The organism is Streptomyces abikoensis, assembly GCF_014648775.1.
Classification (GTDB): Bacteria; Actinomycetota; Actinomycetes; order Streptomycetales; family Streptomycetaceae; genus Streptomyces; species Streptomyces abikoensis.
Map to the genome: position 1 here is coordinate 194,677 of NZ_BMRT01000002.1, position 26,589 is coordinate 221,265.

The window sequence follows — 26,589 nt, forward strand, 5'->3', positions numbered from 1 at the left end:
TCCCCGGCGCGGGTGATGCCCGGGGCGGGTGAGGAGGCGGACGGCGCATGGCAGCTCGGCGACCCCTGAGGCGGCTCGCCGCGACGGTCGTGGCGACCGCGGCGGCGGCCGGGGCCCTCACGGCCTGCGGCGGCACGGGCGACCGGGCCGCGCCGCCGCCCGCCCCGGCGAGCCCCGGCGCGCCGGGCGGGCCGTCACCCTCCGCGAACCAGGACCCCGCGCGCTTCGCGCCCCAGGTCGTGGAGCAGGCGGGCCGGGCGAAGATCGACGCCCAGCTGCTGATGGCGATCCTCTACAACGAGTCGTACAAGCCGCACGACCCGGCGCTGGAACGGGCCTGGCAACGGATGAAGCCCGATTCGGCGTTCGGCATCGCCAACATGCACAAGGCGGCCTTCGACGACACCAAACAGGGCCGCGACTTCGCGAACCGATCGTGGGACGAACTGCCCGACGATCCCGGCCTGGCCGTCGAGGCGGCGGCGTGGTACCTCCACGACCTGGCCGCTCAGCTGCCGGGGCAGCCGTCCGGCCCCTACACCAGGAACGAGCTGCTGGCGCTGGGCTACAACGCCGGCGCGGGCAACATGAGCGCGTTCGCCCGGGGCGCGAAACCCGGCCCCCAGGCCCAGTCGTATCTGGACCGGCTCCGCGCCAACTGGGCGAAGGCCGGACAGGCCGTCAAGCGGTAGGGCCTCCGCCGGGGCCCTCAGCCGACCACCCGCAGACCGAGCGCGGCGCACACGGCGGCGGCCTGCTCCGGTGAGATCACCGTGCCGCGCAGCCGGGACACCACGGTCTCGCCGATCTCGCCGAGGTCGGCGCCACGCAGATCGGCGCCGTCCAGCCGGGCGTCCCTCAGATCGGCCTCGCGCAGCCGGCAGTCCTCGAAGACCGCGTCCCGCAGATCGGTGCGGTGCAGATGTGCCTCGGTCAGGTCGCAGCCGGTGAGGTGGATGCCGCGCAGGGCCGTGTCGCGCAGGTCGACGAGCTGCATCGCGCAGTTCCGCAGGGTCAGGGTGACGGCCAGGCCGCGCAGCGCGGACAGATCCGCGCCGGTCATCCGGCAGCCCGTGAACGCGGCGTCGTCCAGCAGGGCCCGGGTGAAGCAGGAGTTGGCGAGGTCGGTCCGCTCGAAGACGGCGTCGCCCAGGTCGGCGTCCTCGAAGTCCGCCGAGGCGAAGGAGCCGCCCAGGAAGCGGGCCCGCGTCAGCACCGCCTCCGTGAGACGGGCCCCGACGGCGACGCAGTCGTCGAACAAGGCCTCGTCGAGATCGGCGCCGCGCAGATCGGCCCCGCCGAGGTCGCAGCGGCGCAGCACCACGGGGGCCGTGCGCCGGGCGAGGGCCGCGCGCAGGTCCAGGCCGGTGAGGTCGAGGCCGGTGGGCTCGTCCTGCCCGGCCAGCGCGTCGAGGGCGTCCTGCGGGGTACGGGGAGCGGCGTTCATGCCGCCAGCATAGGCAACCGGCGAGAGGGGTTCCGCCGGCCGCCCATCGCGTCCCTCGGTGCCGCCCGGGCCACGGGACTTGAGCACACCGCACCGCCGCCCGCGCCCGGTCCGGCCGGGTCAGCTCCCGACGCTCCGACGAGCCGTCACCCACGCGGGTGTCCCGGGGGCCGTCCCGGGCGATCGTGGGTCCGTGCGGTCCGGCGGCCCGTGCCGCGCGCGGATCCCGGGCACGGACAGTTCTCAGGCACGGACGGATCTCAGGAACATACGGAGCTCAGGGACAGGAGCACGCCACCATGGCCATCGTCGTCACATTCCAGGTCGAGGGCACCGCGGGTCAGAAGCTCTACGACGACTGCATCACCCGGATCACCAACGGCCGCGGCTTCACCTCGCCGGCCGACCTGCCCGTGCCCGGCCTCCTCGCGCACATCGCGGGCCCGGTGGACGGCGGCTGGCGGGTCGTCGACGTCTGGGAGTCCGCCGAGGCGCTGGAGGCCTTCGCCAAGCACCTCGGCCCCATCCTGGCCGAGCTGGGGTACGCCGATCTGCATCCCGACGTCACCCCCGCCTACAACGTCGTCCTCCGCTGACCGGACCACCACCGGCGGGCCCGCGCCGCACTCCCCTGCGATGCGGCGCGGGCCCGCCCGGCGTCGCCCTCCACCCTGCCGTCCCCCACGCCCCGGGACATCCCTCCGGAGGCGGGTGTCCCTCCGCCGTACGGCGGAGGTGCCCTCCGACCACGGGTCGTACCGTGGCGTCATGACACCGCTGAGCTTCGACCGCCTCCGCGCCGAAATCCTCACGCAGACCGATCTGTTGCGGTCGCACGTCGAAGGCGTGGACCTCCGCGTCCCCGTGCCGTCCTGCCCTGGCTGGAACCTCGGGCAGTTGCTGCGCCACCTGGGCTGGGCGCACCGCTGGGCGGAGACGATCGTGCGGACGCGGTCGCCGGAGGCCGTGTCCCACGCGCGGCTGGACGACGTCGCCGGGTACACCGACGAGGACGTGGCCGTGGTCGGCCCGTGGCTGGCCGAGGGCGCGGAACTGCTGGTGGCCGCGCTGCGGGACGCCGGGCCGGGGGCGGTGGTGTGGACCCCGGTGCCCGGGGAGGACTCCCCGGCGTTCTGGGCCCGCAGGATGACGCACGAGACGGTCGTCCACCGGGCGGACGCGGCACTGGCCGCCGGTGTGGAGTTCACCGTCGACGGTGACGTCGCCGTCGACGGGCTCGACGAGTGGATGTCCTTCGGCTCGGTACCGGAGGCGTTCGCCCCGGGCCCCGGGGTGCCCGCCCTGCTGGGCCCCGGCCGTACGCTCTCCTTCCGCGCGACGGGCGCCGCGCCCGGGGCGGGGGCGTGCTGGCGGGTCGACCTCACCGGCGACGTCCCCCTCTGGAGCCGTGGCCGTGAGGAGGCCGCCGTCGTCGCCAGCGCCCCGCCGGCCGACCTCCTGCTGTTCCTCTACGGCCGCCCCACGACGGACGGTGGCCCGGAGGTCACCGGGGACGCGGCGCTGCTGGAGCTGTGGAGGGAGCGGACCGGCTTCTGGCTCCACGAGTGAGCGTGCCGCCGGCGTAGGAATCCCGCCAGGGAAGCGATCGGATCACGCCGAAAGGCGGGACACGCCGGGAGCCGGTGTCACCGGTGAGCGCGTCCTGCGGTTGTGTCTGCGTGCCACACCGGCACGCTCGCACACCACGAAAGGGACCCGACGCCTCCATGACCCTCCACCGCACCGCCGTCCGGGCCGTCTCCTCCGCCGCGCTGGCCGCGGCGCTCAGCCTCGTCCCCCTCCACGTGGCCTCGGCGGCGCCGGCCGGCGCGGCCGTCAAGACCGTCAACGCCTTCAAGGGCGACCCCGGCGACGGCGGGTGGCACGGCGACGGGCTGGAGCTCAACGCCGCCGACAACAAGAAGGTCGACACCTTCCTTCTCCGCGCCCGCCGCGCGGAGCGGAACATCAGCCCCCAGGTCAGGGCGGCGGCCGTGATCAGCCACGCCCAGGTGATCGGCTTCGACCACCGGCTGAAGTCCGCCGACTCGCTCAAGCGCAAGGTCGCCACCGCCCTGAAGGAGACCCCCGGCCGGACCGTGGACCAGGCGCTGGCGGGCATCGGCGACTCCGTCCGCTACACCCTCCAGTGGCCCGACGGCCGGTACACGTCGGGCGTCGCCCTCGCCTCGTCGGTCCTGGCGGGCTGGGGCGACGACAACGTCAAGTGGTCCAACACCTGGAACCGTCCGAAGGGCTACAAGGGCGTCAATTCCGCGTGGAAGGAGCCGCGTTCGGGGCACGTCTTCGAGGTGCAGTTCCACACCCCGGCGAGCAAGCGGGCGCAGGAGGAGACCCACAAGCTCTACGAGGAGCAGCGGCTGCCCACGACCACGCCCGAGCGCAAGAAGGAGCTCCAGGAGCAGCAGGACGCGATCTTCGCCGCCGTGCCCGTGCCCGCCGGGGCGCCGGAGCTGACGGCGCCCGCGTCACGCCGCCAGCCGGCCCACCCCGCTCACCCCGTTCACTCCGCCGTCTGACGCAGGAGGGCGAACGCCTCCACCTCCAGCAGCAGCTCGGGCCGGAACAGCGCGGCCACCTGCACGGCCGTGCCGGCGGGCAGCGCCGCAGGTTCTCGAAGACCTGCCGTGCCTGAGCGGCGGGGCCGCCCTCGCCGACCACCTCGCCATGTGGCTGAGTCGGGTGTCGGTCATGGCGGCATCCTGACCCGTGGAAGATCGTTTCCGCTACCCGCCTACCGTGGTCGGGTGGACGGAACGAGAACGACCGAAGCGATGACTGCTCCCGGCACGCCGGGGCCCCGCCGGGACCCGGGGGCCGTGCTGGCGCCGGTCGCCGTGGCGGCGGCCGGGCTGGGGACGACGAGCCTGTGGTGGGCCCTGCCGGCCATGGCCGCCGCGTTTCTGGCCGGGCGGCTGTCGGGGCGGACGCGGCCGCTGGTGGTGGCGCTGACCGTGCTGGTGACGGCGGCCTCGATCGCCGTGGTGGCCGTGCCGGGGCTGCTGGTGCTCGGCAGCCGGTTCGTGGTCGTGGTGGTCGGGGCCGCGCTGCTGCCGTGGTTCGCGGGCCGGGTGTGGCGGCAGTACCAGGAGCTGACCCGGCTGGGCTGGGACCGCGCCGCGCGGCTCGAGCGCGAGCAGCGGCTGGTGGCGGAGCAGGCGCGGCTGCGCGAACGGGCGCGCATCGCCCAGGACATGCACGACGCCCTCGGGCACGACCTGAGCCTGGTCGCGCTGTCGGCGGGGGCGCTCAAGCTCGCCCCGGGCCTGACGGAGGCGCACCGGGCGGCGGCCGAAGACGTCCGGGCCCGGGCGGCGGGCGCGGTCGAGCGGCTGGGGCAGGTGATCGGCATCCTGCGCGAGGAGGCGGACGGCGCGCCCACGGAGCCGGCGGACTTCGCCGTCGCGCGGCTGGTGGAGGACGCGGCGGCCTCGGGGCTGCCGGCCGTGCTGCGCGTCGAGGGCGAGGAGTACGCGATGCCGCCCGCCGTGGAGCGGGCCGCGCACCGGGTCGTCCAGGAGGCGCTGACGAACGTCGCCAAGCACGCCCCGGGCGCGGCGGTCACCGTGCGGCTCTCCCGGACGGCCGCGGAGGTCGTGGTCTCGGTGGAGAACACCGCCCCGCCCGCGCCCGTGGCCCCGCCCCTGCCCGGCGGCGGGCTGGGGCTGATCGGCCTGGACGAGCGGGTGCGGCTGGCGGGCGGCTCGTTCGACTGCGGTCCGCGCGGGGGCGGTTTCGCGGTGACGGCCCGGCTGCCGCGCACGCCCTCCGCGGCCGCCCGGCCCGTGTCCTCCCCGCCTTCCGCACAGGCCGGCGCGCTGCCGCCGGAGCACCGGCGGGCCCGGCGGCGGGCCGGCCGGGCCCTGGCCGCCGCGGTCGCGGTGCCGCTGCTGGCCACGGCGGTGCTCACGGGTGCCCTGACGGCGTGGGGCTCGCTGACGCTGTCCCACACCGTCCTCGACCCCGGCGACTACGCCGCGTTGCGCGTCGGGCAGAATCGCGCGGAGGTGGCGCGCGTGCTGCCCGACCGTCAGTTGCCGTACCGGCCACGGGCGTACGAACCGAAGGGGCCGGGGATCGAGTGCGAGTACTACGCGGTGACGGCCGCCCGGTTCGTCTCCAGTTCCGGGGACGCGTACCAGCTCTGCTTCCAGGGCGGCCGGCTGATCGGCCGTACCGTCTTCGGCGGGTGAGCGGGCGGTGATCCGGGTCCTGATCGCCGACGACGAGCCGATGGTCCGCGCGGGCGTCCGGGCGGTGCTGGCCACCGACCCGGGGCTGACGGTCGTCGCGGAGGCGGGTGACGGCGCCGAGGCGGTGGAGCTGGTCCGCAGGCACCGGCCCGACGTGGCCGTCCTCGACGTCCGCATGCCGCGCGTGGGCGGCATCGAGGCGCTGGCGTCGCTCCGGGCCGCCGCGCCGGACACCGGCGTCGTGATGCTCACGACGTTCGGCGAGGACGACTACATCCTCCAGGCGCTCGCGGGCGGCGCCGCCGGATTCCTCGTCAAGTCGGGCGCGCCCGAGGAGCTCATCGCGGGCGTCCGCGCGGTGGCCGGCGGCGCCGCGTATCTCTCACCGAAGGTCGCCGCCCGGGTGGTGGCCCATCTCGCCGCGACCGGCGCCGGGTCCGCCGCCGGCCGGCGCGCCGCCGCCCGGGAACGGGTCGCCGCCCTCACCGCCCGCGAGCGGGACGTGCTGGCCCATGTGGCCGCCGGGCTGTCCAACGGGCAGATCGCGCGGCGGCTGCACGTGGTGGAAGGCACCGTCAAAGCGCACGTCAGCTCCATACTGGCCCGGCTGGGCGTCGACAACCGCGCCGCGGCCGCCGTCATGGCCCACGAAGCGGGTGTGACGCCCCCGGCCGCCCCGGTCCGCGCCGAACCGTGACATCAGCCGGGCCACCGGCCCGACGGTGACCGGCGCCAGCGCGAGGAACAGCACGACCGCGGCCGCCGCGCCGAGCACGGAGCCGGCCAGCACGTCGTGCGGGTAGTGGACGCCCACGGCGACCCGCAGCAGCGCGCCCGCCGCGCCCAGCGGCAGGGTCACGGCGGCGAGCCGCGGCCGCGCCAGGGCCACGCCGACGGCGATCGCGACGGCGAGGGTGGAGTGGTTGCTGGGGAAGGACCAGTCCCCCACCCCGGGACACGGGTCGACGGCCGTGACACCGCTCAGCGCCCGGCAGGGCCGCTCCTCGTCCACCCTCGTCTTCAGGACCTCGCTGATCCCGTACGCCACGACGGTGGCGACACCGGCCAGCACCACCGCGGCGACCGTCCGCGCGTCCCCGCGGCGCAGCCCGCGCAGCCCGGTCCACACGAGCAGCAGCCCGAGCACCACCAGCGTCCCCTCGGTGGCCAGGCCGAGCGACGTCCCCACCCACCCCGGCGCGTCCGCCGCCGCACCGGCGAGCGACCGGTACGCGGAGACGGAGGCCCCGCCGGTGACCTCGACGGCCCCGCCCGGCCCGGGCGTTCCGCCGGGCGTCAGCCACCACAGCAGCCCGGCGGCCGCGACCGCGACCCCCACGGCGGCCGCCGGCCGCCGCCCGGGCCGGCCGGCGCTCATTGACATTCGTTCCCTGTCGCGCTGTTCCATGAGCCCGAACCTACGGACCCGCAACCGGCGCCACCCCTGCCGAACGGCATCGCCGACCCCTGACGATCGTCAGGGTTGCGAGGGCGCCAGAGGGGCGGGTACAGGGAGGAAGGGGCCCAGGGCGGCCAGGCTGTGCTCCACCGCCTCGGCGCCGTAGCGGAGCATCCGGCGCTCGTACGCGTCGACGGCGTCGGGCAGGGTGCGGCGGCCCGCGTGGGCGTCGACGAGCAGGCTCCGCAGCAGGTCGGCGTCGCGCAGTGCCGTGTTGGCGCCGTTGCCGCCGCTGGGGGAGGTGGCGTGGATGGCGTCCCCGAGCAGGGTCACGGGTCCCAGGGGCCATCTCTGTCCCGGCCGTACCACCCGGATGGAGAGCAGGGTGCTGTTGTCGGGGTCGGCGGCCTCGATGACGGCCCGCACCTCGGGGTGCCAGCCCTCGGTCCGGGCCAGTACGGTCTGTTGCGCCGCCTCGCGGCCGGGTTCGGGCGCCTGGCCGGGCGGCAGCAGCATGGCCCAGCGGAGGTAGTCGGCGGTGCCGGGCAGCGAGAGCCCGGGCGCCAGCTCGGCCGCCGCCTCCCGCGGCGGCCGGCGGAAGCGCATCAGGCCGAGCAGCATGCTCACGTCCTGGGCGACGACCCGGGTGCCGAAGCCGGGGACCAGACCGGCGAAGCGGTCGGTGAGCGGCGTACGGCCGATGACGAACCGGACGCCGGTGTCGTGGGGGCGGACGGCCGGCGCCAGCCGGGCCCTTACGGCGGAGTTGACCCCGTCGGCGCCGACCAGCAGATCGGCCGTGGTGGCGGTCCCGTCCGCGAAGCGGGCCTCCACCCGGCCGTCCGACCGCACGTGATAGCCCGTCAGCTCCTGGCCGAAGCGCAGGGCGTCGTCGAGCCCCGCGAGCAGGATGTGGCGCAGGACGTGCCGGTCGGCGGCGGTGGCCCCCTCCGTCGGCTGCTCGTGGAGCGGGCGCAGCCACGGGTCGACGGCCCGGGCGGGGCCCGTCATGTCGCCCAGGGTCGCTTCGACCACGGAATAGAGGTCTTCGGGCAGACAGCCGCGCAGCGCGGCGCGCCCTCGTTCGGCGAGGCCGATCCGGAAGCCCTGGAAACGGGCCGTGATGCCCTGGTCCTTCTCGTGGACCGTCACGTCGACGCCGGCGCGCCGGAGCCCCTGTGCCAGGCACAGCCCTCCCAGCCCCGCGCCGATCACGATGACACGCATGTCTCCCCCTGACTTGAGCACTGTTCAATTGAACAGTGCTCAAGCTACTTGGTCGGTGTTCAACCCCGCAAGGAACAGCGGGCATCATGGGACGGCGAAGGAACAAGGGGAGGTTCGCGATGCCGCTGGACAGGGCCGTCGTGCTGAAGGCCGCGCTGGAGCAGCTCGACGAGGTGGGGCTGGACGAGTTCTCCACCCGCAAACTGGCGGCCGCGCTGGGCGTCCGGGTCGGCGCCCTCTACTGGCACTACCCCAGCAAGCAGGCGCTGCTGGACGCGATCGCCGAACACATCGCCGCCGACGCGGCGGCCGCGCCGCTGCCCGACGGGGACTGGGCGGAGCGACTGGCCGCGATCGCCCGGGCGCACCGCGACGCCATGCTCGCGCGCACCGACGGGGCCCGGGTCATCGCCTGCATGAGCGCGCCGGGCCCCATGGCGCGCGCCTTCTTCGAGCGGCTCGTCGGCGTGCTCCGGGAGGCGGGGCTGGACGCCGAGGCCGCCGCCTCCGCCGGCGACGTCCTGACCAGCTACGTCAACGGGTTCACCGTCGAGGAGCAGGCCCGTGGGCTGCGGCGGCGGAGCACGGCCGAGCGCGACCGGCTCTTCGCCTTCGGCGTCTCCGTGGTGATCGCCGGGCTGCGCCCGCTGGTCGAGGACTGAGCCCGGGGGCCGTCCGGCTCAGCTCGCGGTGTGCCGCGCGACGGGGCGGGTGTCCTCCTCGGCGGGCGTCCTCCTCGACGATCGTTCTCCACGCGGAAGGAGGGCCGCCGGGAGCAGGCCGAGGGCGGTGACCCCGGCCAGAACCAGGAGGGCCGGGCCCATCCTGGGGGCCGCGCCACCGCCGGCCTGCGGTCCGGTGAGCATCATGCCCGCGGCGACGGCGATGCCGAACGCCGGACCGACGTTCATCGCGGTCTGCTTGAGGCCGCCGACGACCCCGGCGTACCCCGGCGGGGCGTCGCCGACGACCGTCCCGGTGGCGGTGACCATCACAGTGGCGAACCCCGCGCCGAGCACCGCGAAGGCGGCACCGGCGACCGTCCACGGGCTGTGCGCGTCGAGCCGGGAGAGCCCGGCGACGCCGAGGACGACGAGGAGCGACCCGGCGGTCGCCATGCGGCGCGGGCCGTGGCGGCGCAGGGCGGCGGCCGCGACGGGCGCGCCGAGGACCATCAGCGCGGTCAGCGGCATGACGCGCAGGCCGCAGTCGAGCGGGCCGAACCCGAGGACGTTCTGGAGGAAGAACGTCGTCACGAACAGCGCGCCGAACATGCCTGCCGTGGTGAGCAGCAGGAGCGTCATCGACGCCGTCACCGGCACGGACCGGGCCACGGCACGCGGCACGATGGGCTGTGGCGTGCGGCGTTCGTGCGCGGCGAACGCCGTCGCGAGTGCCGCGACGGCCACGAGGCCGAGGAGCGTCGGCGGGGCCGTCCAGCCGTGTTCCGGTACGCCGACGAGGGTGTGGACCAGGGCCGCGAGCGCCGTCGTGAGCAGGGCGGCGCCGGGGAGGTCGAGCCGCTGGGAGCCGTCGCGGGGCGGCGCGGGGGCGCGGACGGCGAGGGTGACCGCGGCGCTCGCGAGGGCGACCGGCACGTTGATGACGAACACCGCGCGCCAGCCCAGCGGGCCGACGAGGGCGCCCCCGAGCAGGGGTCCGGCCGCGGCCGCCACCCCGATCGCGCTCGTGCGGAGGGCGACGGCGCGGGCGAGCCGCTCCTCCGGGTACGCCGACCTCAGCAGGGCGAGGGTCGCGGGCTGGAGGAGCGCCCCGAACACGCCCTGGGCGGCGCGCAGTCCGATCACCCAGCCGATGCCGGGCGCGAGCGCGATGCCCGCCGAGGCGGCCGCGAAGCCGAGCAGTCCGAGGCGGAGCATCAGCGGGTGCCCGTACCGGTCGCCGAGGCGTCCGGCGACGACGAGGAGCGCGGCGACGGCCAGCAGATAGCTCGTGCTCGTCCACTGGACCTGGGCGACGCCCGCGCCGAAGTCCCGTTGCAGGCTGGGCTGCGCCACGCTCAGCACCGTGCCGTCCAGGGCGACGATCATCGCGCCGGCCACGCTGACGAGGAGGACGAGGCGGGCGCGCGCGGTCTCCGTCACGGGTTCACCGGACCGAGGTGGGCGTCCAGGGCGGCGGTGACGAGCGCGTCGAGCGGGGCGGGGAGGAGGCGGCCGGCTCCGGCGCGTTCGTCGGCGGGGGTGCCGAGGGCGAGGGGCAGGCTCTCCGCGGTCCAGAGCTGGGCGATGCCGTGGAGGTTGGCCCAGAGGGCGGCGGCCGCGACGTCCGGCCGCGCGTCTCCGTCCGCGCGTGCGCGGCAGTGGGCGACGAGCCCGGTGAGGAGGCCGAACATGGGGAGCGTCGACTCCCGGAGCCGGGACCCGGCCTCGTTCGGCTCGTGCTTCTCGCTGTCCAGCAGGTCGTGGCGGAACATCAGCTCGAACATGCCGCGGCGCTCCAGCGCGTATCCGACGTACGTCCGGGCCAGGGCGTCCAGCCGGGCGCGCGGCGTCGCGGCCTCCTCCGTGATGGCGGCGACGCGGGCACCGAGGTCCGCGAAGCCGCGGCGGGCGATCGCGGAGAGGAGGGAGTGGTGCGTCGGGAAGTACCGGCGCGGGGCCCCGTGCGACACACCGGCGCGACGGGCGATCTCTCGCAGGCCCAGCGCGGCGGTGCCCTCGGCCAGCACGAGCTCCACCCCGGCGTCGATCAGCCGTTCCCGGAGGGAGGAGGTATCGGGTTCCTGTGACATGCGCACTGTCTACCACCGGGGCGTAGACATTGTCTACGCGCGCTGCGGCGCGTGCCTCGCCCGATGGGACATGAACCGGGTGCGGCTGGGCAGGCGAACGGCAGGAGGTAAACGACTGATGGTTCCGATCCTTCTCGTCCTGCTCCTCGCCCTGCTCCTCTTCGGAGCGGGGTTCGCCATCAAGGTGCTGTGGTGGATCGCCGTGGCCGTGCTCGTGATCTGGCTGCTGGGCTTTGTGATGAGGTCCACCGGGCCCGGTGGCACACGAGGGCGGTGGTACCGGTGGTGAGCGACCCCGAGCCGTTCCCCGCATGGGCCGTCAGGATGTGACATACCTTCAGGGGTGAGATCCATTCTGATCAGCCGGCGCTCCCGGCTGCCCGTCGACGAGGCGTGGCGGCGGCTCACGGACTGGGAGCGGCACGGGGCGCACGTCCCGTTCACGCGCGTCGTGGTGACGACGCCGCCGCCGACGGGTGTGGGGACGCGCTTCACGGCCCGGACCGGGGTGGGGCGGGCGGCGTTCGAGGACGTCATGGAGGTCGTCCGCTGGCATCCGCCGGCCGGGGGCCGCCCGGGCCACTGCCGGCTGGAGAAACGCGGCTCCCTCATCACCGGCTGGGCCGAGCTGGAGGCGGGCCCGTCCGGGTCCGGCTCCTGGATCGTCTGGCGCGAGGTCCTGCACATCGCGGGACTGCCGGCGGCGTTCGACTCGGTGACGGCCCTGTGCGGCCACTGGGTCTTCGGCCGGGTGGTCCGGCGGCTGATGGAGGGGTGACGCCGCTTTGGAGGGGTGACGCGGCTGAGGGAGGGGTGAAGCGCGGGGCCCGTGCCGGGGTCAGCGCAACCGATCGACCTCGGCGTCCGCCGCCTCCGCCGCCTCCCGGGCCGCCTGCCAGGCGCGTTCCGCCTCGTGGAGACGGTCACGGACCTCCCCCACCGTCTCCTCGGCGGAGCTCCGCCGGGCCCTGGCGGCGTCCAGTTCGGCGGTCAGCTCCGCGAGGTGCTGCCCGGCCGTGCGCTCGTCCCGTTCCGCCCGGTCGGCCGCCTCGCGGACCCGGGCCAGCTCCGCCTCGCAGGCGCGGACGTCGGCGGCCGCCCGCTCGGCCCGGCGCCGGGCGCGGTCGAGCTCCTCGCGCCGTCGCTCCCGCCGGCGCCGCTCCCGCGCCTCGGCCAGGTCGGTGACCTCGGTCCCCTCCCCGGCCCCGGTCTCCCGGCCGGGCGCGGCCGGCGCCGGCGGGGCCGCCAGCCGGTCCGCCGGGCCGGGGAGCAGCCCGGGAAAGCCGGGCACCCCGGCCGGCGGCCGGGACAACCGGCCCGTGGCCCACTCCTCCGCCGCCCCGGCGTCCGCGAGGACGGCGTACAGGCTCTCCTCGACCTCACGCGCCACGGCGTCACCGACCGGATGCCCGGCCTCCTCCGCGAGCAGGCGTGCCTCCCGCGACAGGGAGGCGACCAGGACGCGCTGCCGACGGCCGAGCTCCCGCAACTGCCCGCCGTCCAGCGTCCGGTGGGCCTCGCGCAGCCCCTCGCCGAGGCGGACGAGCGCGTGGGCCTCGTCCGGCCGTTTCCGTACGAGGAGGTTGCACACCCAGGCCGCCAGGGTGGGACGACGCAGGGCCTTCAGCCGGTGGGCCAGTTGCCGGTCGCCGTCCCGGACGGCCCGCGCGGCGAGCCGGTCACGGGCGGCGGTGAACTCCTCCGGCCGCAGCAGGAAGAGCTCGTCGGCGACGCTGTCGGCGTCCATGGCCGTCGCGTGCGGAACGCCTCGCGTGCGAACGGGCGGCGGCTACTTGTGCTTCTTCCTGAAGGTCTGCCGCGTCTTCTCCATGACGTCGCGGAGGTCGCCCTTGGCCCGCTCGTAGCGCCCCTGCGCCTCCATGCGCCGGTCGCCGGTCATCCGGCCGGCGGTCTCCTTGATCAGGCCCTTCGTCTGCTCGGCCTTCGCCCTGACCCTGTCCTTGGCGCTCATCCGGAGTCCGCCTTTCGCAAGCGAGGTGCTGCGGTCGTGGTGGTGCGGTCGTGGTGGTGCGGTCGTGGTGGTGCGGTCGTGGTGGTGCGGTCGTGGTGGTGCGGTCGTCCCCTCCGTCCACGAGTGTCGGGGGGCGGCGGCGCGGGCGCATGCCCCGTACGGCATACGGCTGAACCGGCCCACGTGCCCGGCGGCGTGCGCACCGCCGGAACGGGTACCCGCCAGGCATGCGAAAGACGGTGAGCGCATGGGACCGGGCCCTGTTCCAGCGGGTCGCGACCCATCACTGGCCTGCGGGCGACCGGGTGCTGCCGCGGCTGTCGCGCGGCGCCGACCACGGGGTGCTGTGGCTCGGCGTGGCCGCCGGCGCGGCGCTGCTGGGCGGCCGGCCGGCCCGGCGCGCCGCGCTGCGGGGCGTGGCCTCGCTGGCCGTCGCCTCGGCGACGGTGAACACCCTCGGCAAACGGACGGTACGGCGCGGCCGGCCGGTGCTGGACGCGGTACCCCTGGTCCGCCGGCTGCCCCGGCAGCCGTTCACCACGTCCTTCCCCTCGGGGCACGCCGCCTCGGCCGTCGCCTTCACCACGGGCGTCGGCCTGGAGAACCCCGCCTGGGGCCTGGCCCTGGCACCGCTCGCCTGGTCGGTGTGCTTCTCCCGCGTCTACACGGGGGTCCACTACCCCGGCGACGTCCTGGCCGGCGCCCTCCTCGGCGCGGGCGCCGCCCTCGCGGTACGCGGCACCCTGCGCCGGGACGACGACAGCGGGGTGTGAAAAGGCACCCCGAAACCTTGGTATTCTTTTCCACGTCGCCACGGGGAAAACCCGGCGGTGACAAAACATCCGGTCCGGGTGGCGGAATGGCAGACGCGCTAGCTTGAGGTGCTAGTGCCCTTTATCGGGCGTGGGGGTTCAAGTCCCCCCTCGGACACCAGCAAGATCAGACGAAACCCCTGCTCAGCGGGGGTTTTTCTGTTTTCCCGGACTGGCTCAGCGCTCGGCGTGACCAGTAGCGTGACCAGTAGGTTTCGAAACTTCCCGTGACCGGCGGCGTGACCAACCACGTGACCAGACCGGACGGGGATCTTGCATCAGTGCGAACGTGCGAGTGCGGGGTGACTTCCTCGGCGTTGACTTCCTCGGCACAGGCGCCGATGTCACTTGGCAGGGCTACGGCGCCGACCTGCGTGCCGAGCGGTGGAACAACCTGTCTGCGGTGATACTCGCTCCCGGGGCCACCGCCATGAAGGGATGACCCGTGGACTTCTCTTCCTGGAATCCCCGGGATCTGGCCGACGCGGGCACGATGAACGCTCGCGTGCGCGACGTTCACCGGCAGCTGGCCAGCCCGCCCCGCTTCTTCGCGGCGGGCGTCAGCACGATCACAAGCGTGCCGGACAGCGGCGTTTTTAAAACCCTTGAGTGGGACGTCGTCGACACGGCCAGCGGATGGGCCACCACCGCGGACACCTTCACCGTGCCGACGGGCGGCGCATACTTTGTGACCGCCGACTTCACCGCCCTGTCCCCCAGGGACACTTCCAAGCGGCCCGCGCTCCACCTGTCCGTCGTCGCTCAGAGCGGCCAGGGCGAGAAGGAATGGCTGCGTGCCTCCACCCCCATCGCGTGGGCGGGACCTACCTCACCTGTTCCCTGCGGGGCGAGGTGGTTGCCGCCAACGGCGACCGGCTCAGCCTCCGGGCCTACACGGCGCCGGGCACAGGCTCTTGGGAGGTGTCGGCCGGCTCCCGGACCAGCGGCCAACTGAACCGATTTTCCGCGGCGCTCATCGCACCCAGCAGCACCAGATAGCCAGGTGACCCGCATAGCAACATCGACTCTCATCCTGGATCTCTTCGGCATCGTCGGAATCCTGGCGACCGTGATCGGCGGCTACGTCGTCGTGAAGGCCTCCAAGGAGGCCAACCGCCGAGGTGTGGCGGGAGGAGGCGGAAGCCCAGAAAGCAAGGGTCGACCGCCTTCAAGAGGGTCTGGCAGAGATCAAGGAACGCCTGAAGCGTATTGAGCAGGAGAACGCCCGGCTGATCGCGCTTCTGACCGCCCTGGACCCGGCCCGGATCCTCCACCCCACTGCGCTACGGGTACCGGGCCTACCCGGAGGGCATTGTCGTTGCTGACCCGGACTGGAAGGGTCACGAGGGTGTTGTTTTCTTCGGCCGTGAGGCCTCGGAGGATGACATCCCGGCCGGCGGTTCCCGCCTGAGCACTCCGACCGATTCCGGCCGTCAGGTCGTGATCGACGGTCTTGCCCTACGACCCGGGGGCGAAGGGTGGCCACATCACGGCTCTCGGCCGGATGCTCGTCGCCGCAGGCTGCTCCGCCTACAAGGAAGGCCCTGGCCCGGTGTGGACTTCTGCGGACTCCGAGTCCATGAGGAAGTACCAGATCAAGGTTGGCGACCAGGGTTCGGCTGCGGACGGCATTCCGGGCAAGCTCCAGCTGGCGCGCCTGAAGCGCGGCTTCGGGCGGTCGGCGTAATGGCGGCGATACCGAAGCGCGGTCGGCACCGAGGACCGGCCGCAGCTTCCCCGATTCTGGAACTGGCACGCGAGCACCCGGCCCGGCTGTACAGCACCGCGGCTGCAGCCGTGGCTCTGGTCACGCAGTACGTCACCATCCCCGAAGAGGCGATCTTGACCCTGGTGGCCGCGCTCCTGGGTGCCGGTGAGATGACACAGCGGGTGGAGAACATCAAGACGGCGGAGGCTTTTGAGCTGCTTGCCTAGAGCGCATCACGAAGAGCCCCCAGCCGCTACGGCACCCCCTGATCGGATTGGAGCGCAAGTCGCCCCTACTGGTCGAGCTGGCGCTCCGTCAGGCTCCCTGCGAGCCAAGTGGGTTGAAGCATCCAGTAAAGAGTATGTAAGATCCACTTCGCTCCGGTTGGCGCCGCCGCGAGTGTCCATCCGTACCTTTTCTGGGGGGGGGAACTCATAATGAAGATAATGGGTAGGGCCGCCGCAACGCTCGCGGCTGCAGGTTCCTTGCTGCTCCTGACCTCGACGCCGAGCCAGGCATATCCTCCGTCGCCGAACCTGAATACCATTAAGAATCAGAACAGCGGCAAGTGCCTCGAAGTCGAGAACTCCGACTTTTCAAATGGCACCCGGGTTCAGCAGTGGGACTGCAATGGTCAAAGTGGCGCACTCTGGAGAATGGTACCCTCGGGGGGCTACGCATTCGAGATCCGGAGTATGTACGGCAAGTGTCTTGAGGTGGACAACGGTCGCAGGGACAACGGCGCCCCGGTGCAGATTTGGGATTGCAAGGGGTATGATCACCAGCGGTGGTTCTTTGATGAGGATTTCGCAATCCGCAACGTGAACTCCGGCAAGGTGCTGGAGATTGAGGATTCCTCTACCAGCAACGGTGCCGGAGCGCAGCAGTGGGACGACGCAGAAAAGCGAACGCAGCGCTGGTACTGGACGGTCGCAATGCCGTAAATCGGGAATCACTCCCGCTTATTTCCTTATCGAACAAACTAACGCCGGCAAGGTGAAAGTGTAGGCCCCGCCCGTCCGAATGGATGAGCGGGGCTTTCCTTGTCCAGCTATTCGCTGGTTGGTGACCTCGACCACAGTTCGAGCGGTGGGCGTCACCAAGCCACCTGGGTCACACCTACGTTATTTGTGGGGCAGTCCTATATAACCAATCAAGACATGAGAAAGCCCCCTCTTCAAGGAGGGGGCTAATGATGGGTTCGGACTACTTGGCCTTCTTGTGGACCTCTCAGATGTCGGCTTGTCCGGGGAGATAGGTCTGCTGCCACTCCACGGAAGTCATCTGCAAGGCTACTTCAGCAAGGGCCTGGGCAGACGCGGTCTTGAGCTTCGAGATGCTGCTGTCGATCCAGGGGCCAACGTTCTTGTACCCCTGCTCGCGATACTCGACAGCCTGGATAAGGCACTCAAGCTTGTCGGCGTCATGCGCGCAAACCACTTCCAGCGAGTCGCCATTTTCATACTCGCTTACGATGCGTTGCGCAGCCGCCCGGACGGCGGGGTGTGCCGCGGAAACTTGGTCTGCGGTGACCTTCTCGTTCGACGCGGCATCGAGGTACCGCCGACCGATGTGCGGGATGTCTCCTACCCGAGTCTCCTGCGTGTCGTGCCACAGGCCCAGGAGGGCCGTCTTCGCCGGGTCGGCCCCTTCCATCATGGCCAGGACCGAGCCGATGAGGGCGACCGGAAGCTATGTTCGGCGATGGTCTCCGGGTCCTTGACTCCGGCGATCCACCACCCGCTCCTCTTGGCCCGCTTCAGCATGCCCATCTCCAGCAGGAAGCCTGCGGTGCCCTTGGCGTGCTCGGTCTCGTCGGCCATGTGGTGCCCTCCGGTTCGTCAGTTGCCCTACTCGCGTAGACGGTATGTCACGGCTCCGAGCTCCTGCCGAAACACCACCACCGTCAAGGATGCGTTCGGTGCGCTCGCGTAGCGCCGGCGGCGAGCGTTGGCGCGGCCTGCGGCAGCCAAGGACAGACCGTAAAGAGCGCCCACAGCGAGTGCGCGTATAGCTCGACGTACGTTGGGCTTCATCAAGCCCTTGAACGAGCAGACGCAGAAGGGTCAGAGGATCCCAGCCGGTCAGCCCGCGATCAAGCATGAAGCCATCGTCCGCCTGCGGTCCGTGGGCAGCGCCAAGCCAGTAAGCCCAGTAGTTCAAGTTCGCAGCCTCGGCTGCATCGTCGTCCACTAGGGAACGGTCGATGAAGTCAAGCAGAGGCTGCTGGTCGCCCTGTCGAGCGAGGGCGGCGGCGATGGAGTGGGCCTCCGCCCAGTGCTGGGACCAGCCTCGGACAGCCAGCACGCCTCGCCGACTGTGCAGGGCGTGAGACGTCCAGGCAGGGGCGTCAAGGCTGCGGTCGTACGAAGTGAGATAGAGCGCCTGACGGCGTAGTAGCGGAGCACTGTCTCCCGCTCTGTGCGCGACCTCGGCGGTGTCGCGAAGCTGTGCGAACAGGACGGCTCTCTCTTGAACAGGTAGTCGAGGGGCTGCTGGAACCGCACCACGACGGATGGGCAAAGGCCTGCTTCCGATGAGCGGCGGAGGCGTTCCGTTCACTGCCCAAGCGATCATGTGGGCGGTTGTGCGGGTGTGTACCCATTCCGCGGGGGGATGTCGGTCAGGGCGCTGCGGCGGGTCCATGTCCGCGCCGACGATGCGGTCAGCGTCCATCGCAGCTCCAAGGAGCTTGACGACGGCCCGGTCTGCTCCGAGAACCGGTAGGCGCCGTTTCAGATCCAGAAAGACCCCGGCCCTCATATTGGCAAGTGGCCGGCGACCCGACTCCCAGCCTTGCACAGTTGCCAGGTCAACTTCCAAGGCTTCAGCGAGCCCGGCTTGCGTGCACGGGATGCTTTCCCTGGCCAGGCGCAGAACGTACCCGGCGATGGTTCCTGTGACCGCACGGCGGCGTGTGGGCGGTCTCGTGGTCATGCCGGCTTCCCGAGTGCGTTCCACGGCGGAACACGTACTCGCAGTCAGTCCTACCGCATCACTGATGACCGTACGGTCAAGCCGTGGATTCAACCAGGGTCCTTTGCAGGACCGGAAGTTGGCCTTCAGCCGCCCGGATTGGGGTGAGGGCACACGGCTCCGCGCTCACCCCACCAGTCCCGGGCGGCACCTAGCCGAAGCCTCACCGCGAGTGCTCCGCGAAGCCCGCACGGCATCCGGCAGGCCGCGGAAGCGTTCCCCCTGAAAGGCGAACCTGTGATCACCCCTGCTGTGCCCGTCACTCCGACCGCTGGACTCCTGTGTTCCGTGAGATTCGCGCACTGGGTCGAGGACACCACCGCCGGCCTTGTCGCCTACCTCCTCATCACCCGCCCGCCCGGCGGCGGAACGAGACGGCCGACACCATCGCGCACGACATGCGGGAGCTGGGGGCCGCCCTGGGCCTGCACCCGGCCCGGGAGACGCTCCAGGACGCCGGACCCCGGCTACTGCTGGGTAAGAGGGCCAACCGGCCCGTGCTCAACCTCGACGAGACACACCTGCGCCTGCACGTCCCTCCTGTTCGTGCCGGCTGGCAGAAGGTCGTCGAGGACAACGGCACGGCATGCACCGTCCTTGGCCTCACGCCGCTGGACCCCCTCGCCACGCACCGCGAGATCGTCAACTACATGCGCAACGGGGCGAAACACGACCTGGTGTACATGGGCCTGTGCCGACTCCCCGAGAACCACGCCCTCCGCCGGGATGCGCCCCGCCCCGCCTCGCCGCTGCGGCACTCCTCCGAGGCCGCGGTGATGGACCGCCGCGTCTTCGTCACCAGTTTCGGAGGGATCACCGAGCAGCACCCCAATGGGCCGGCCGCACCGCCACTCCAGAGGCCCATCGAGGCTGCCCGGCAGCAGAACACGCCGTGAGGAAGCCCAAGGCGCGTGACGGCCTGGTGAGACGGCCGCGCCTGATCGGACGGCGGCGCCCCCGCGAGCCGCTGTCGAACTACGAGCGCAACGTGCAGAGGATCCTCTTCCCGCCTCGGCCGACGCTCGGTCAGCGATTGCGACGGGCCGCATACGCGATCGAAGAATCCTGGCACCGCCATGTGTGGAGCCGGGAGCTGTACCGGAGGCTCGACAACCTTCGAGCCATGGTGGAGGCGCCCCGGCCGCCGGAGTGGGACACGCCGGAATTCGTGGAGCGTGGCCGCCACCCGCCCCGGCCGCCGGGACCGCCTGGCCTTCCTGTTCGCCGGCCCCGTCCTCGACCCCGCCGACACCAGCCGCATCACCTTGCAACGTGACGAACTCGACGCCTGGCGATGGGCCACCCGCGCCGAGGCGAACAGCCTGCTCCATCCCACCATCGCCGCACGCATCGCCAGACCGCGCCAGTTCCCCCGCGGCACGGTCTACCGTGCGCGACGACACGAAGGGTCGTTAAAGACGTCATGAACGACTTTCCCGCCCGCACGCTGCGCATCGGCACCCGCAGCTCACCCATGGCCCTCGCCCAGACCGAACACGTCTCCAAGCTGCTCCGCGACCTCATCCCTGACCTTGAGATCGAGGTCAAGCCCACCACGACCAAGGCCGACCGATGGCAGGGAGACCTCGCACAGCTCGGCGGCAAGGGCCTGTTCGTCAAGGACATCGACGCCCAGCTCCAGCGCGGCGACATCGACATGGCGATCCACTGCCTCAAAGACGTCCCCGGCGACGTCCCCATGCCGCAGGGCCTCGTCTTCGCCGCGATGCTCCCGCGCGCAGACGTTCGCGACGTCCTCGTGGTCCCCGAAGGATCAACCGTCAAGACGCTGGCCGACCTTTCCTACGGCGCGGCCGTCGCCACGACCGCTGTGCGCCGCAAGGCCCAGATCCTCAAGGTGAGGCGCGACCTCAACGTCATTCGGGTTCGCGGCGCCGTCGGGACACGCCTCGAAAAACTCGACGGCAAGATGGGCGACCTCCAGGCCAAGGCCATGGTCCTTGCCCGCGCCGGCCTCGAACGCCTCGGCCTCGAAGATCGGATTCGCCACGAGTTCACGTCGCACGAGATGCTCCCCGCCGTCGGCGCCGGTGTCCTCGCACTCGAATGCCGCCGCGACGACGGCCCCGTCGCCGCACTCCTGGAACGCCTCAACGACCCCAAGACACAGACCGAAGCCACCGCCGAACGCGTGATGCTGCACGGCCTGCGCGGACACTGCAACAGCCCCATCGCCGGGCACTGCACCACCGAACCCGACGGACAACTCTCCCTCCGCGGCATGGTCTTCTCCCGCGACGGCAGCAAATTCGTCCACGCCCACATCTGGGGCGAGACCTCGAACGACCCCGGCACCCTCGGCGCCCGCGTCTCCGCCGGACTGCTCCGGCAAGGCGCCCACGACATCATCGAAGGTATCCCTCACTGACCGGAAGGAGCGATGGACGATCGATATGAACGCAGAGCAAGCCCGTCAAGTGGAAGCCGCCCTACGGCGACTTGGCGCCCCCGGCGTAATCGCGCCGAAAGATCCCAACGCCCCCCAGGGGCCTGGGCGGGTGTACGACCAAGTCGACCCCGAGCAGCGCGAGGACGTGACCGCTGACGCGCCGGCTGCTGTGGCAGCCAGGGTCCTGGAGCCTGCGTCTCCCCGTTGTCGGCGGGCGTGTTCTGGGCCTGGACGTGTGGTGGGCGCACCTCGCCGACGTCACGGTGTTACGACCTGCGGACGCGCGAAGACCGAGTTGTCGATGACAACGTCCATCATCGGCAACGGGTCGACTTCCTGAAGATAGATACGCTCGGCGACCAGATACCTGTTGCGGTGGATCGACTCTGCTTCAGTTCCGGCCCAGTCCTGGTCACGCTCGGCGCCCCGCTGAACGGACAGTTCCGTATCCACCTGCAACCAGACGCGGAAGTCCCAGTATTCATTGATCTCGGGGCGGAAGGCGAAGACACCATCCACAATCAGCACCGCGTCCGCCTCAAGTGGCGTCACTTCGGATGAGTGATCTCGTTGGGTCAGCGGGTCGATGCCGCACAGCGCACAGGTTGTCGCTCCCGCTGACCGGCAGGGATCCAGCAGCAGACGCTTGACCGCCTCATAGTCATACGCGTTGCGGTAGTACCCCTCACCAGACTCCCGGTCATAGAGATGCCGGTCCCTCCACGGCTTCTTGAAGTCGTCGAGAGTCGCCCGGAGCACCGGCCGTCCCGCAGCACTGATCCACTCAGCCAGTTCATGTCCGAAGCTCGTCTTCCCAGCAGCGGTGAAGCCGTCGATCCCCACGAGCAGGCGCCCCTGACCGAGGGCCAGAATGCGCTTGGCGATCTCTTCAACCAGCATGCTGCGCTCGACGGAGGCCGCCGGAGGAGAGGGCTGCCGCCAGGACGAAGCCGAATGATGCACGTCCGCCTGTGGTGATGTCATGGAGGTGAACCTATCGGCTGCTTCAACGGCCAGGAAGATCGCCCATCAGCACTCAGAGCGCCGGCCCTCCACGGCCGTCCTTCCAGGCCAGCGGACACGATGAAGTGAGACAGCCGTCGGCATCTGTTTGGCGCGGGCACGATGAGATGAGACATGGGTGTGGTCCCCTCTCACGTCAAAGCACATCCTCGCTGGTCAGAAGGCCTCGCGAAAGCAAGACCCAATGAGACGGGACAGCTTGATCGGAACCACCTGCGACGGCGCGTTCGAATCCGAGCTCCCCAGAGCTTGCCCCGCCCGGCTCAGGACGTGTCTGGCCGGACGGGGCGTCGTTGATCCGGCCACCAGGCCGCAATGATGAGCGGCCCATATGACAGGAGTGCAGCGACGCTCTTGCCCATTGTCGGTCAGCTCTTGGGCCTAGCCGTGGTCGGGCTCCACGCTCTCGCCGGAGTGGTGATCAGCAACCTGGCCGGCCTGCTCTGAGAGCGGCCTGCTTCCCATGGCGTCGGGCGGGGGAAGCCTCGGGGCCTCCCTTGGCCCGACGCCACCCTGCCCTGAAACGCCTCTAGGGGCTGTCCGATGAGTCACATCTGACCCACCGGACAGCCCCTAGGCCTTGCGGGCTTCTCTACGCCTCGCCTCGAGGTTCCTCACGGCCTGGAGGGCCATAGGGGACAGGGCTGGGACGGTGTCGTCACGGACCACGAGCCAGTTGGTGCCCGAGGTGAGAGTTCAAGTCCCCCCTCGGACACAAGGAAAACCCCCAGATTCTCTGGGGGTTTTTTCGTCTCCCGTCGTGGATGTCCGTCGTGGAGCTCTAAAGGCGCTCGCCCGGAATACCCGCGTACGCGTCGCGCAGTGCCGCGAGCACCGGGTGGTCCTGGGGGAACCGCACGTCGTCGAGGGCGCTGACGGTGCGGACGCCGATGGACGCGTTCGTGGCGAACGCGGCGGCCATGGCGGGGACGTCGGCGAGCCGTACCGGGGCGGTGATCTGTTTCGGGGCGTCCAGGCTCTGGAGCAGCAGCATCGTCGTGCCGGGGAGGACGGGGGCGTCCGGCCAGACGACCGTGCCCTGCTGGTCGACGAAGCCGAGGTTCCAGGTGGCGCCCTCGGAGACGCGGCCGTCCGGTTCGGCGAAGACGGCGTCGTCGAATCCGGCGAGCTGGGCGTCGCGGCGGAGTTTGAGCTGCGGGTGGAGTCCGACATGCTTCACCTCCGCGTTGTCGCGGGTGAAAGTGAAGGTCTTCGCTGTCAGTGGGGGCGGTGTCAGGGCGCCGGCGGGGCGCAGGTTCACCAGGATGTGGGGGTCCTCGGCGGCGCTGGGGCGGCTCAGGTCGAGGGCGGGGTCGAAGACGGTGACGCGGATGCCGGCGATTCCGGTGACGCCCTCGGCCGCTTTGCGGATGTAGTCCAGCGTCCGGTCGCGGTCCAGTTCGACGCCGAACACGATGCGGCAGTCCCGCACCAGGCGGTCCAGGTGGAGCGACAGGCCCCGGATCGTGCCGTTCTCCATCCGCATGGTCGTGAAGTGCCCGTAGTTCGTGAGGGCGAGGCTCTGGAGGTCGTCGAGGGTAACGGGCTTTCCATTGAGTTCGGCCATGCGGGCAGTCTCTCAGCCGTCGAGGAGACGGGGTGCCCCCGGTTGATGACGACCCGGGGGCACCCCCTCCCGCGCCTTACGAGGAAGAGGAAGAGGACGAGGACGAGTCCGGGAGTTCCTCCCTTATCGTGCGCGCCGCCGTCACCAGGTGTTCCAGCGAGGCGCGGACCTCGGGCCAGGCGCGGGTCTTCAGGCCGCAGTCGGGGTTGACCCACAGTCGTTCGGCGGGGACGGCGGCCAGTGCCCGGCGCAGCAGGGCGGCCAGCTCGTCGGCGGCGGGGACGCGGGGCGAGTGGATGTCGTAGACGCCGGGGCCCACCTCCCGGGGGTAGCCGGCGCCGGCGAGTTCGTCCGCGACCCGCATGTGGGAGCGAGCCGCTTCCAGGCTGATGACGTCGGCGTCGAGGTCGTCGATGGCCTGGAGGACGTCGCCGAACTCCGCGTAGCACATGTGGGTGTGGATCTGGGTGTCCGGGCGGACGCCGCCGGTGGTGAGGCGGAAGGCCTCGGTGGCCCAGGCCAGGTAGCCGGGGCGGGTGGCGGCGCGCAGGGGGAGGGTCTCGCGGAGGGCGGGCTCGTCGACCTGGATGACGGCGGTGCCCGCCGCCTCCAGGTCGGCGACCTCGTCGCGCAGGGCGAGCGCGACCTGGCGGGCGGTCTCGGCGCGGGGCTGGTCGTCGCGGACGAAGGACCAGGCGAGCATGGTGACGGGGCCGGTGAGCATGCCCTTGACGGGTCGTGCGGTGAGGGACTGGGCGTGGGTCGTCCAGCGCACGGTCATCGGCTCGGGGCGGGAGACGTCGCCGGCGAGGACCGGCGGGCGGACGTAGCGGGTGCCGTAGGACTGGACCCAGCCGTGCCGGGTGGCGAGGTAGCCGGTGAGGCGTTCGGCGAAGTAGGCGACCATGTCGTCGCGTTCGGGCTCGCCGTGGACGAGGACGTCCAGGCCGGCCTTCTCCTGGAAGGCGACGACCTCGCGGATCTCGGTCTCGACGCGCCGCTCGTAGGTGTCGGCGTCGATGCGTCCGGCGCGCAGATCGGCGCGGGCGGTGCGCAGTTCGGTGGTCTGGGGGAAGGAGCCGATGGTGGTCGTGGGCAGCGGGGGGAGGCCCAGGCGGGCGCGCTGGGCGACGGTCCGTTCGGGGTAGGGCAGGGAGCGGCGGGCGTCGGCGGGGGTGACGGCGGCGGTGCGGGCGCGGACGGCCGGGTCGCGGGTGAGGGCGGAGTCGGCCCGGGAGGCCAGGTCGGCGCGGTTGACGGCGAGTTCGGCGGCGATGGCGGCGGTGCCGTGGCCGAGGCCGCGGGCGAGGGTGACGATCTCGGTGGTCTTCTGGCGGGCGAAGGCCAGCCAGCGGGCGATGCGCGGGTCGATGTCGCGTTCGGCGCCGGCGTCGAGGGGGACGTGGAGGAGGGAGCTGGAGGCGGCGACGTCCACGTGGCCGGCGAGGCCGAGGAGGGTGGCGAGGGTGGCGAGTGACGCCGTCAGGTCGTTGATCCAGACGTTGCGGCCGTCGACGACGCCCGCGACGAGCCGTTTGCCGGGCAGTCCGCCGGCGGCCGCGAGGTCGTCGAGGTTGGCGGCGGCGGGGCCGGTGAAGTCGAGGGCGAGGCCGTCGACGGGGGCCTTGGCCAGCACGGGCAGGGCCTCGCCGAGGCGGTCGAAGTAGGAGGCGACGAGCAGTTTCGGCCGGTTCGTCAGGGACCCGAGGTCGCGGTAGGCGCGGGCGGCCGCGTTCAGTTCGGCCGGGGTGCGGTCCTGGACGAGGGCGGGCTCGTCCAGCTGGACCCACTCGGCCCCGGCGGCGCGCAGCGCGGCGAGCACCTCGGCGTAGACGGGCAGGAGCCGGTCCAGGAGGGTGAGGGGGTCGAAGCCGGGCGGGGCGCCGGGGGCGGGCTTGGCGAGCAGGAGGTAGGTGACGGGGCCGACGAGGACGGGGCGGGCGGCGAGGCCGAGGGCCAGGGCCTCCTGGAGTTCGCCGAGTTGTTTGGCGGGGTCGGCGGCGAAGACGGTGTCGGGGCCGAGTTCCGGGACGAGGTAGTGGTAGTTGGTGTCGAACCACTTGGTCATCTCCAGGGGCGCGACGTCCTGGGTGCCGCGTGCCATGGCGAAGTAGCCGTCGAGGGGGTCGGCGGCGAGGGCCGCGCGGTGGCGGGCAGGGATCGCGCCGACCATGACGCTGGTGTCGAGGAGGTGGTCGTAGTACGAGAAGTCGCCGGTGGGGACCTCGTGGAGGCCGGCGGCGGCGAGATCGCGCCAGGTGGCGGCGCGGAGCTCGACGGCGGTCCGGTGGAGGGCGTCGGCGGTGACGCGGCCCTTCCAGTACCCCTCGACGGCCTTCTTCAGTTCCCGGTCGGGTCCCTGGCGGGGGTAGCCGTACACGGTGGCCCGGGCCGCCGCGGCTGCGGACTTGCTGGTCACGGAACTCTCCTTCGCGAGCTCGTCTCCTGGATCCCGGGAGGGCCGCGAGGGGTCGCGTCGGTGCGGGCGAGCCGTCACGTGCTCGTCCGTGCGCGCCGACCCGCCCTCGGGGTCACCGGGATGTCCGCGCGCGATGCGTTCGCGCGCGGGCAGCGGCAGGTCTTCGGACTCGCGGGCACGTCCGCCCGAGGGCGGACACCTAGTGGCCGTCGCTTCCCGGGCCCTGTCGGGCCCAGTGCGTATGACGGCGGTCGTTCCCGCTCACCGCTGCGGGGCAGTCCCGGATTCCCACCGGGTTCCCTCTTGCGACGCGTCTGCCTGGCGGGCAGGGCGAACCGGCTGCGGCGGCCAGCGTAGGCGGTGAAGCCGCCCGCTGGACAGTGCTGTTCACATACCGGTCACCCATGGGCGGCGGAGGAGCGGAACGGGCGCGGCCCCGGCGCACGCTCCAGAGCGCGCGCGCCGGGTGGTACGCCGGTGCGCATCCTCCCACCCCATGGCGCAATGTTGGCCGGAACGGTACGGTCGCGTGGACATGACGACGGGGTGGCGGAAGCCGGTGGGAATCCGGCACGGTCGCGCCACTGTGAATCCGGTCGGCGCTCGCGGCAGCGCGGCGACGCCCGGGGAGTCAGACCCGCCCTCCGTCGTCCAGGAACC

The 26,589-nt window shown here is 72.0% G+C and carries 25 protein-coding genes, 1 tRNA gene, 4 pseudogenes and 1 riboswitch; of the genes and pseudogenes, 17 read left to right on the forward strand and 13 right to left on the reverse strand.

Going from position 1 to position 26,589, the window contains the following annotated elements:
• Positions 1–47 precede the first annotated feature (47 nt).
• On the forward strand, positions 48–692 hold the full coding sequence (locus IE096_RS07795; RefSeq protein WP_189450017.1) for a transglycosylase SLT domain-containing protein: 645 nt from the start codon (positions 48–50) through the stop codon (positions 690–692).
• 17 nt (positions 693–709) lie between these two features.
• On the opposite strand, the gene IE096_RS07800 is transcribed toward IE096_RS07795, so the two are convergent.
• Positions 710–1,447, reverse strand: coding sequence for a pentapeptide repeat-containing protein (locus IE096_RS07800; protein ID WP_189450019.1), 738 nt, complete (start codon positions 1,445–1,447; stop codon positions 710–712).
• A gap of 299 nt (positions 1,448–1,746) precedes the next feature.
• On the opposite strand from IE096_RS07800, the gene IE096_RS07805 reads away from it, so the two are divergent.
• From IE096_RS07805 to IE096_RS07815, 3 genes are all read left to right on the forward strand, one after another.
• A complete protein-coding gene (locus tag IE096_RS07805; RefSeq protein ID WP_189450021.1) occupies positions 1,747–2,043 on the forward strand; it encodes a hypothetical protein in 297 nt (98 codons plus the stop codon).
• Between the two features lie 172 nt (positions 2,044–2,215).
• Positions 2,216–3,016: a maleylpyruvate isomerase family mycothiol-dependent enzyme gene (locus IE096_RS07810; RefSeq protein ID WP_189450022.1), complete on the forward strand. Its 801-nt coding sequence runs from the start codon at positions 2,216–2,218 to the stop codon at positions 3,014–3,016.
• 158 nt (positions 3,017–3,174) lie between these two features.
• A complete protein-coding gene (locus IE096_RS07815; protein WP_189450024.1) occupies positions 3,175–3,987 on the forward strand; it encodes an ATP nucleotide 3'-pyrophosphokinase in 813 nt (270 codons plus the stop codon).
• Here the strand turns inward: IE096_RS07815 and IE096_RS31310 are convergent.
• Positions 3,972–4,135, reverse strand: a pseudogene (locus IE096_RS31310) (RidA family protein); the annotation flags it as partial. The gene IE096_RS07815 and the pseudogene IE096_RS31310 overlap by 16 nt on opposite strands.
• 80 nt (positions 4,136–4,215) lie before the next feature.
• Here IE096_RS31310 and IE096_RS07820 point away from each other — a divergent pair.
• Both IE096_RS07820 and IE096_RS07825 read left to right on the forward strand, forming a co-directional pair.
• Complete coding sequence (locus tag IE096_RS07820; protein ID WP_229820033.1) at positions 4,216–5,661, forward strand: sensor histidine kinase; 1,446 nt, start codon at positions 4,216–4,218, stop codon at positions 5,659–5,661.
• 7 nt (positions 5,662–5,668) lie between these two features.
• Positions 5,669–6,358: a response regulator gene (locus IE096_RS07825; protein ID WP_189450026.1), complete on the forward strand. Its 690-nt coding sequence runs from the start codon at positions 5,669–5,671 to the stop codon at positions 6,356–6,358.
• A gap of 54 nt (positions 6,359–6,412) precedes the next feature.
• On the opposite strand, the pseudogene IE096_RS07830 reads toward IE096_RS07825, so the two are convergent.
• Both IE096_RS07830 and IE096_RS07835 read right to left on the reverse strand, forming a co-directional pair.
• Positions 6,413–7,069, reverse strand: a pseudogene (locus IE096_RS07830) (phosphatase PAP2 family protein); the annotation flags it as partial.
• A 69-nt stretch (positions 7,070–7,138) separates the two neighbouring features.
• A complete protein-coding gene (locus tag IE096_RS07835) occupies positions 7,139–8,287 on the reverse strand; it encodes an FAD-dependent oxidoreductase (protein ID WP_189450027.1) in 1,149 nt (382 codons plus the stop codon).
• 86 nt (positions 8,288–8,373) lie between these two features.
• On the opposite strand from IE096_RS07835, the gene IE096_RS07840 reads away from it, so the two are divergent.
• The gene (locus tag IE096_RS07840; protein WP_189450029.1) at positions 8,374–8,949 is read left to right on the forward strand and encodes a TetR/AcrR family transcriptional regulator C-terminal domain-containing protein; all 576 of its coding nucleotides are present in this window, start codon (positions 8,374–8,376) and stop codon (positions 8,947–8,949) included.
• Positions 8,950–8,967: 18 nt separating this feature from the next.
• On the opposite strand, the gene IE096_RS07845 is transcribed toward IE096_RS07840, so the two are convergent.
• Positions 8,968–10,392, reverse strand: a complete 1,425-nt coding sequence (locus tag IE096_RS07845) for an MFS transporter (RefSeq protein WP_229820034.1) — start codon at positions 10,390–10,392, stop codon at positions 8,968–8,970.
• On the reverse strand, positions 10,389–11,042 hold the full coding sequence (locus IE096_RS07850) for a TetR/AcrR family transcriptional regulator (protein ID WP_189450030.1): 654 nt from the start codon (positions 11,040–11,042) through the stop codon (positions 10,389–10,391). The genes IE096_RS07845 and IE096_RS07850 overlap by 4 nt, the downstream gene beginning before the upstream one ends.
• A 118-nt stretch (positions 11,043–11,160) precedes the next feature.
• On the opposite strand from IE096_RS07850, the gene IE096_RS07855 reads away from it, so the two are divergent.
• Entirely contained in the window at positions 11,161–11,331 is a 171-nt protein-coding gene (locus IE096_RS07855; RefSeq protein WP_126912710.1) for a hydrophobic protein, read from the forward strand.
• 54 nt (positions 11,332–11,385) lie between these two features.
• The gene (locus IE096_RS07860) at positions 11,386–11,820 is read left to right on the forward strand and encodes an SRPBCC family protein (RefSeq protein WP_189450032.1); all 435 of its coding nucleotides are present in this window, start codon (positions 11,386–11,388) and stop codon (positions 11,818–11,820) included.
• Between the two features lie 60 nt (positions 11,821–11,880).
• On the opposite strand, the gene IE096_RS07865 is transcribed toward IE096_RS07860, so the two are convergent.
• Entirely contained in the window at positions 11,881–12,789 is a 909-nt protein-coding gene (locus IE096_RS07865) for a hypothetical protein (RefSeq protein ID WP_189450034.1), read from the reverse strand.
• A gap of 42 nt (positions 12,790–12,831) precedes the next feature.
• Positions 12,832–13,014, reverse strand: coding sequence for a CsbD family protein (locus IE096_RS07870; protein WP_189450035.1), 183 nt, complete (start codon positions 13,012–13,014; stop codon positions 12,832–12,834).
• 227 nt (positions 13,015–13,241) lie between these two features.
• On the opposite strand from IE096_RS07870, the pseudogene IE096_RS07875 reads away from it, so the two are divergent.
• Together IE096_RS07875 and IE096_RS07880 are read left to right on the forward strand one after the other, a co-directional pair.
• Positions 13,242–13,754: pseudogene (locus tag IE096_RS07875) on the forward strand (phosphatase PAP2 family protein); the annotation flags it as partial.
• A 105-nt stretch (positions 13,755–13,859) separates the two neighbouring features.
• Positions 13,860–13,947: transfer RNA gene (locus tag IE096_RS07880), tRNA-Leu, on the forward strand.
• A 395-nt stretch (positions 13,948–14,342) separates the two neighbouring features.
• Here IE096_RS07880 and IE096_RS07885 read toward each other — a convergent pair.
• Entirely contained in the window at positions 14,343–14,558 is a 216-nt protein-coding gene (locus IE096_RS07885; protein WP_189450039.1) for a hypothetical protein, read from the reverse strand.
• A 721-nt stretch (positions 14,559–15,279) separates the two neighbouring features.
• On the opposite strand from IE096_RS07885, the gene IE096_RS07890 reads away from it, so the two are divergent.
• The 3 genes from IE096_RS07890 to IE096_RS07900 all read left to right on the forward strand — a co-directional run bounded on the left by IE096_RS07890 (position 15,280) and on the right by IE096_RS07900 (position 16,478).
• Entirely contained in the window at positions 15,280–15,513 is a 234-nt protein-coding gene (locus IE096_RS07890; RefSeq protein ID WP_229820035.1) for a peptidoglycan-binding protein, read from the forward strand.
• Positions 15,513–15,761, forward strand: a complete 249-nt coding sequence (locus tag IE096_RS07895) for a hypothetical protein (RefSeq protein ID WP_189450040.1) — start codon at positions 15,513–15,515, stop codon at positions 15,759–15,761. Before IE096_RS07890 ends, IE096_RS07895 begins: the two co-directional genes overlap by 1 nt.
• A gap of 219 nt (positions 15,762–15,980) precedes the next feature.
• Positions 15,981–16,478: an RICIN domain-containing protein gene (locus IE096_RS07900; RefSeq protein WP_229820036.1), complete on the forward strand. Its 498-nt coding sequence runs from the start codon at positions 15,981–15,983 to the stop codon at positions 16,476–16,478.
• Positions 16,479–16,764: 286 nt separating this feature from the next.
• On the opposite strand, the pseudogene IE096_RS07905 reads toward IE096_RS07900, so the two are convergent.
• Positions 16,765–17,357, reverse strand: a pseudogene (locus tag IE096_RS07905) (HD domain-containing protein).
• Positions 17,358–18,908: 1,551 nt separating this feature from the next.
• On the opposite strand from IE096_RS07905, the gene IE096_RS07910 reads away from it, so the two are divergent.
• The 3 genes from IE096_RS07910 (at position 18,909) to hemC (ending at position 20,899) form a co-directional block, all read left to right on the forward strand.
• A complete protein-coding gene (locus IE096_RS07910; RefSeq protein WP_189450043.1) occupies positions 18,909–19,406 on the forward strand; it encodes a hypothetical protein in 498 nt (165 codons plus the stop codon).
• 279 nt (positions 19,407–19,685) lie between these two features.
• Positions 19,686–19,937 carry an NUDIX hydrolase gene (locus IE096_RS07915; protein ID WP_189450045.1) on the forward strand — a complete coding sequence of 84 codons (252 nt, stop codon included), beginning with the start codon at positions 19,686–19,688 and terminating at the stop codon, positions 19,935–19,937.
• Positions 19,934–20,899 carry a hydroxymethylbilane synthase gene (gene hemC / locus IE096_RS07920; RefSeq protein WP_189450046.1) on the forward strand — a complete coding sequence of 322 codons (966 nt, stop codon included), beginning with the start codon at positions 19,934–19,936 and terminating at the stop codon, positions 20,897–20,899. The genes IE096_RS07915 and hemC overlap by 4 nt, the downstream gene beginning before the upstream one ends.
• A 279-nt stretch (positions 20,900–21,178) precedes the next feature.
• Here hemC and IE096_RS07925 read toward each other — a convergent pair whose 3' ends face one another.
• The 3 genes from IE096_RS07925 to metE form a co-directional block, all read right to left on the reverse strand.
• Complete coding sequence (locus IE096_RS07925) at positions 21,179–21,904, reverse strand: nucleoside/nucleotide kinase family protein (protein ID WP_189450048.1); 726 nt, start codon at positions 21,902–21,904, stop codon at positions 21,179–21,181.
• A gap of 820 nt (positions 21,905–22,724) precedes the next feature.
• Positions 22,725–23,510 (reverse strand): aminotransferase class IV, encoded by a 786-nt coding sequence (locus IE096_RS07930; RefSeq protein WP_189450049.1) that lies wholly within the window; start codon positions 23,508–23,510, stop codon positions 22,725–22,727.
• A 76-nt stretch (positions 23,511–23,586) separates the two neighbouring features.
• Positions 23,587–25,929, reverse strand: a complete 2,343-nt coding sequence (gene metE / locus IE096_RS07935; protein ID WP_189450051.1) for a 5-methyltetrahydropteroyltriglutamate--homocysteine S-methyltransferase — start codon at positions 25,927–25,929, stop codon at positions 23,587–23,589.
• Positions 25,930–26,086: 157 nt separating this feature from the next.
• A riboswitch (cobalamin riboswitch) is annotated at positions 26,087–26,231 on the reverse strand.
• Positions 26,232–26,589: the final 358 nt, after the last annotated feature.

Excerpts from the sequence above, each read along its gene's own strand:
- IE096_RS07810 (WP_189450022.1), top strand. The coding sequence starts at position 2,216 with ATGACACCGCTGAGCTTCGACCGCCTCCGCGCCGAAATCCTCACGCAG.
- IE096_RS07930 (WP_189450049.1), bottom strand. The coding sequence starts at position 23,510 with ATGGCCGAACTCAATGGAAAGCCCGTTACCCTCGACGACCTCCAGAGC.
- IE096_RS07840 (WP_189450029.1), top strand. The coding sequence starts at position 8,374 with ATGGGACGGCGAAGGAACAAGGGGAGGTTCGCGATGCCGCTGGACAGG.
- IE096_RS07815 (WP_189450024.1), top strand. The coding sequence starts at position 3,175 with ATGACCCTCCACCGCACCGCCGTCCGGGCCGTCTCCTCCGCCGCGCTG.
- IE096_RS07870 (WP_189450035.1), bottom strand. The coding sequence starts at position 13,014 with ATGAGCGCCAAGGACAGGGTCAGGGCGAAGGCCGAGCAGACGAAGGGC.
- IE096_RS07900 (WP_229820036.1), top strand. The coding sequence starts at position 15,981 with ATGGGTAGGGCCGCCGCAACGCTCGCGGCTGCAGGTTCCTTGCTGCTC.
- IE096_RS07835 (WP_189450027.1), bottom strand. The coding sequence starts at position 8,287 with ATGCGTGTCATCGTGATCGGCGCGGGGCTGGGAGGGCTGTGCCTGGCA.
- IE096_RS07850 (WP_189450030.1), bottom strand. The coding sequence starts at position 11,042 with ATGTCACAGGAACCCGATACCTCCTCCCTCCGGGAACGGCTGATCGAC.
- IE096_RS07800 (WP_189450019.1), bottom strand. The coding sequence starts at position 1,447 with ATGAACGCCGCTCCCCGTACCCCGCAGGACGCCCTCGACGCGCTGGCC.
- hemC (WP_189450046.1), top strand. The coding sequence starts at position 19,934 with ATGAACGACTTTCCCGCCCGCACGCTGCGCATCGGCACCCGCAGCTCA.
- IE096_RS07865 (WP_189450034.1), bottom strand. The coding sequence starts at position 12,789 with ATGGACGCCGACAGCGTCGCCGACGAGCTCTTCCTGCTGCGGCCGGAG.
- IE096_RS07805 (WP_189450021.1), top strand. The coding sequence starts at position 1,747 with ATGGCCATCGTCGTCACATTCCAGGTCGAGGGCACCGCGGGTCAGAAG.
- IE096_RS07855 (WP_126912710.1), top strand. The coding sequence starts at position 11,161 with ATGGTTCCGATCCTTCTCGTCCTGCTCCTCGCCCTGCTCCTCTTCGGA.
- IE096_RS07895 (WP_189450040.1), top strand. The coding sequence starts at position 15,513 with ATGGCGGCGATACCGAAGCGCGGTCGGCACCGAGGACCGGCCGCAGCT.
- IE096_RS07795 (WP_189450017.1), top strand. The coding sequence starts at position 48 with ATGGCAGCTCGGCGACCCCTGAGGCGGCTCGCCGCGACGGTCGTGGCG.
- IE096_RS07925 (WP_189450048.1), bottom strand. The coding sequence starts at position 21,904 with ATGACATCACCACAGGCGGACGTGCATCATTCGGCTTCGTCCTGGCGG.
- IE096_RS07910 (WP_189450043.1), top strand. The coding sequence starts at position 18,909 with ATGCGGGAGCTGGGGGCCGCCCTGGGCCTGCACCCGGCCCGGGAGACG.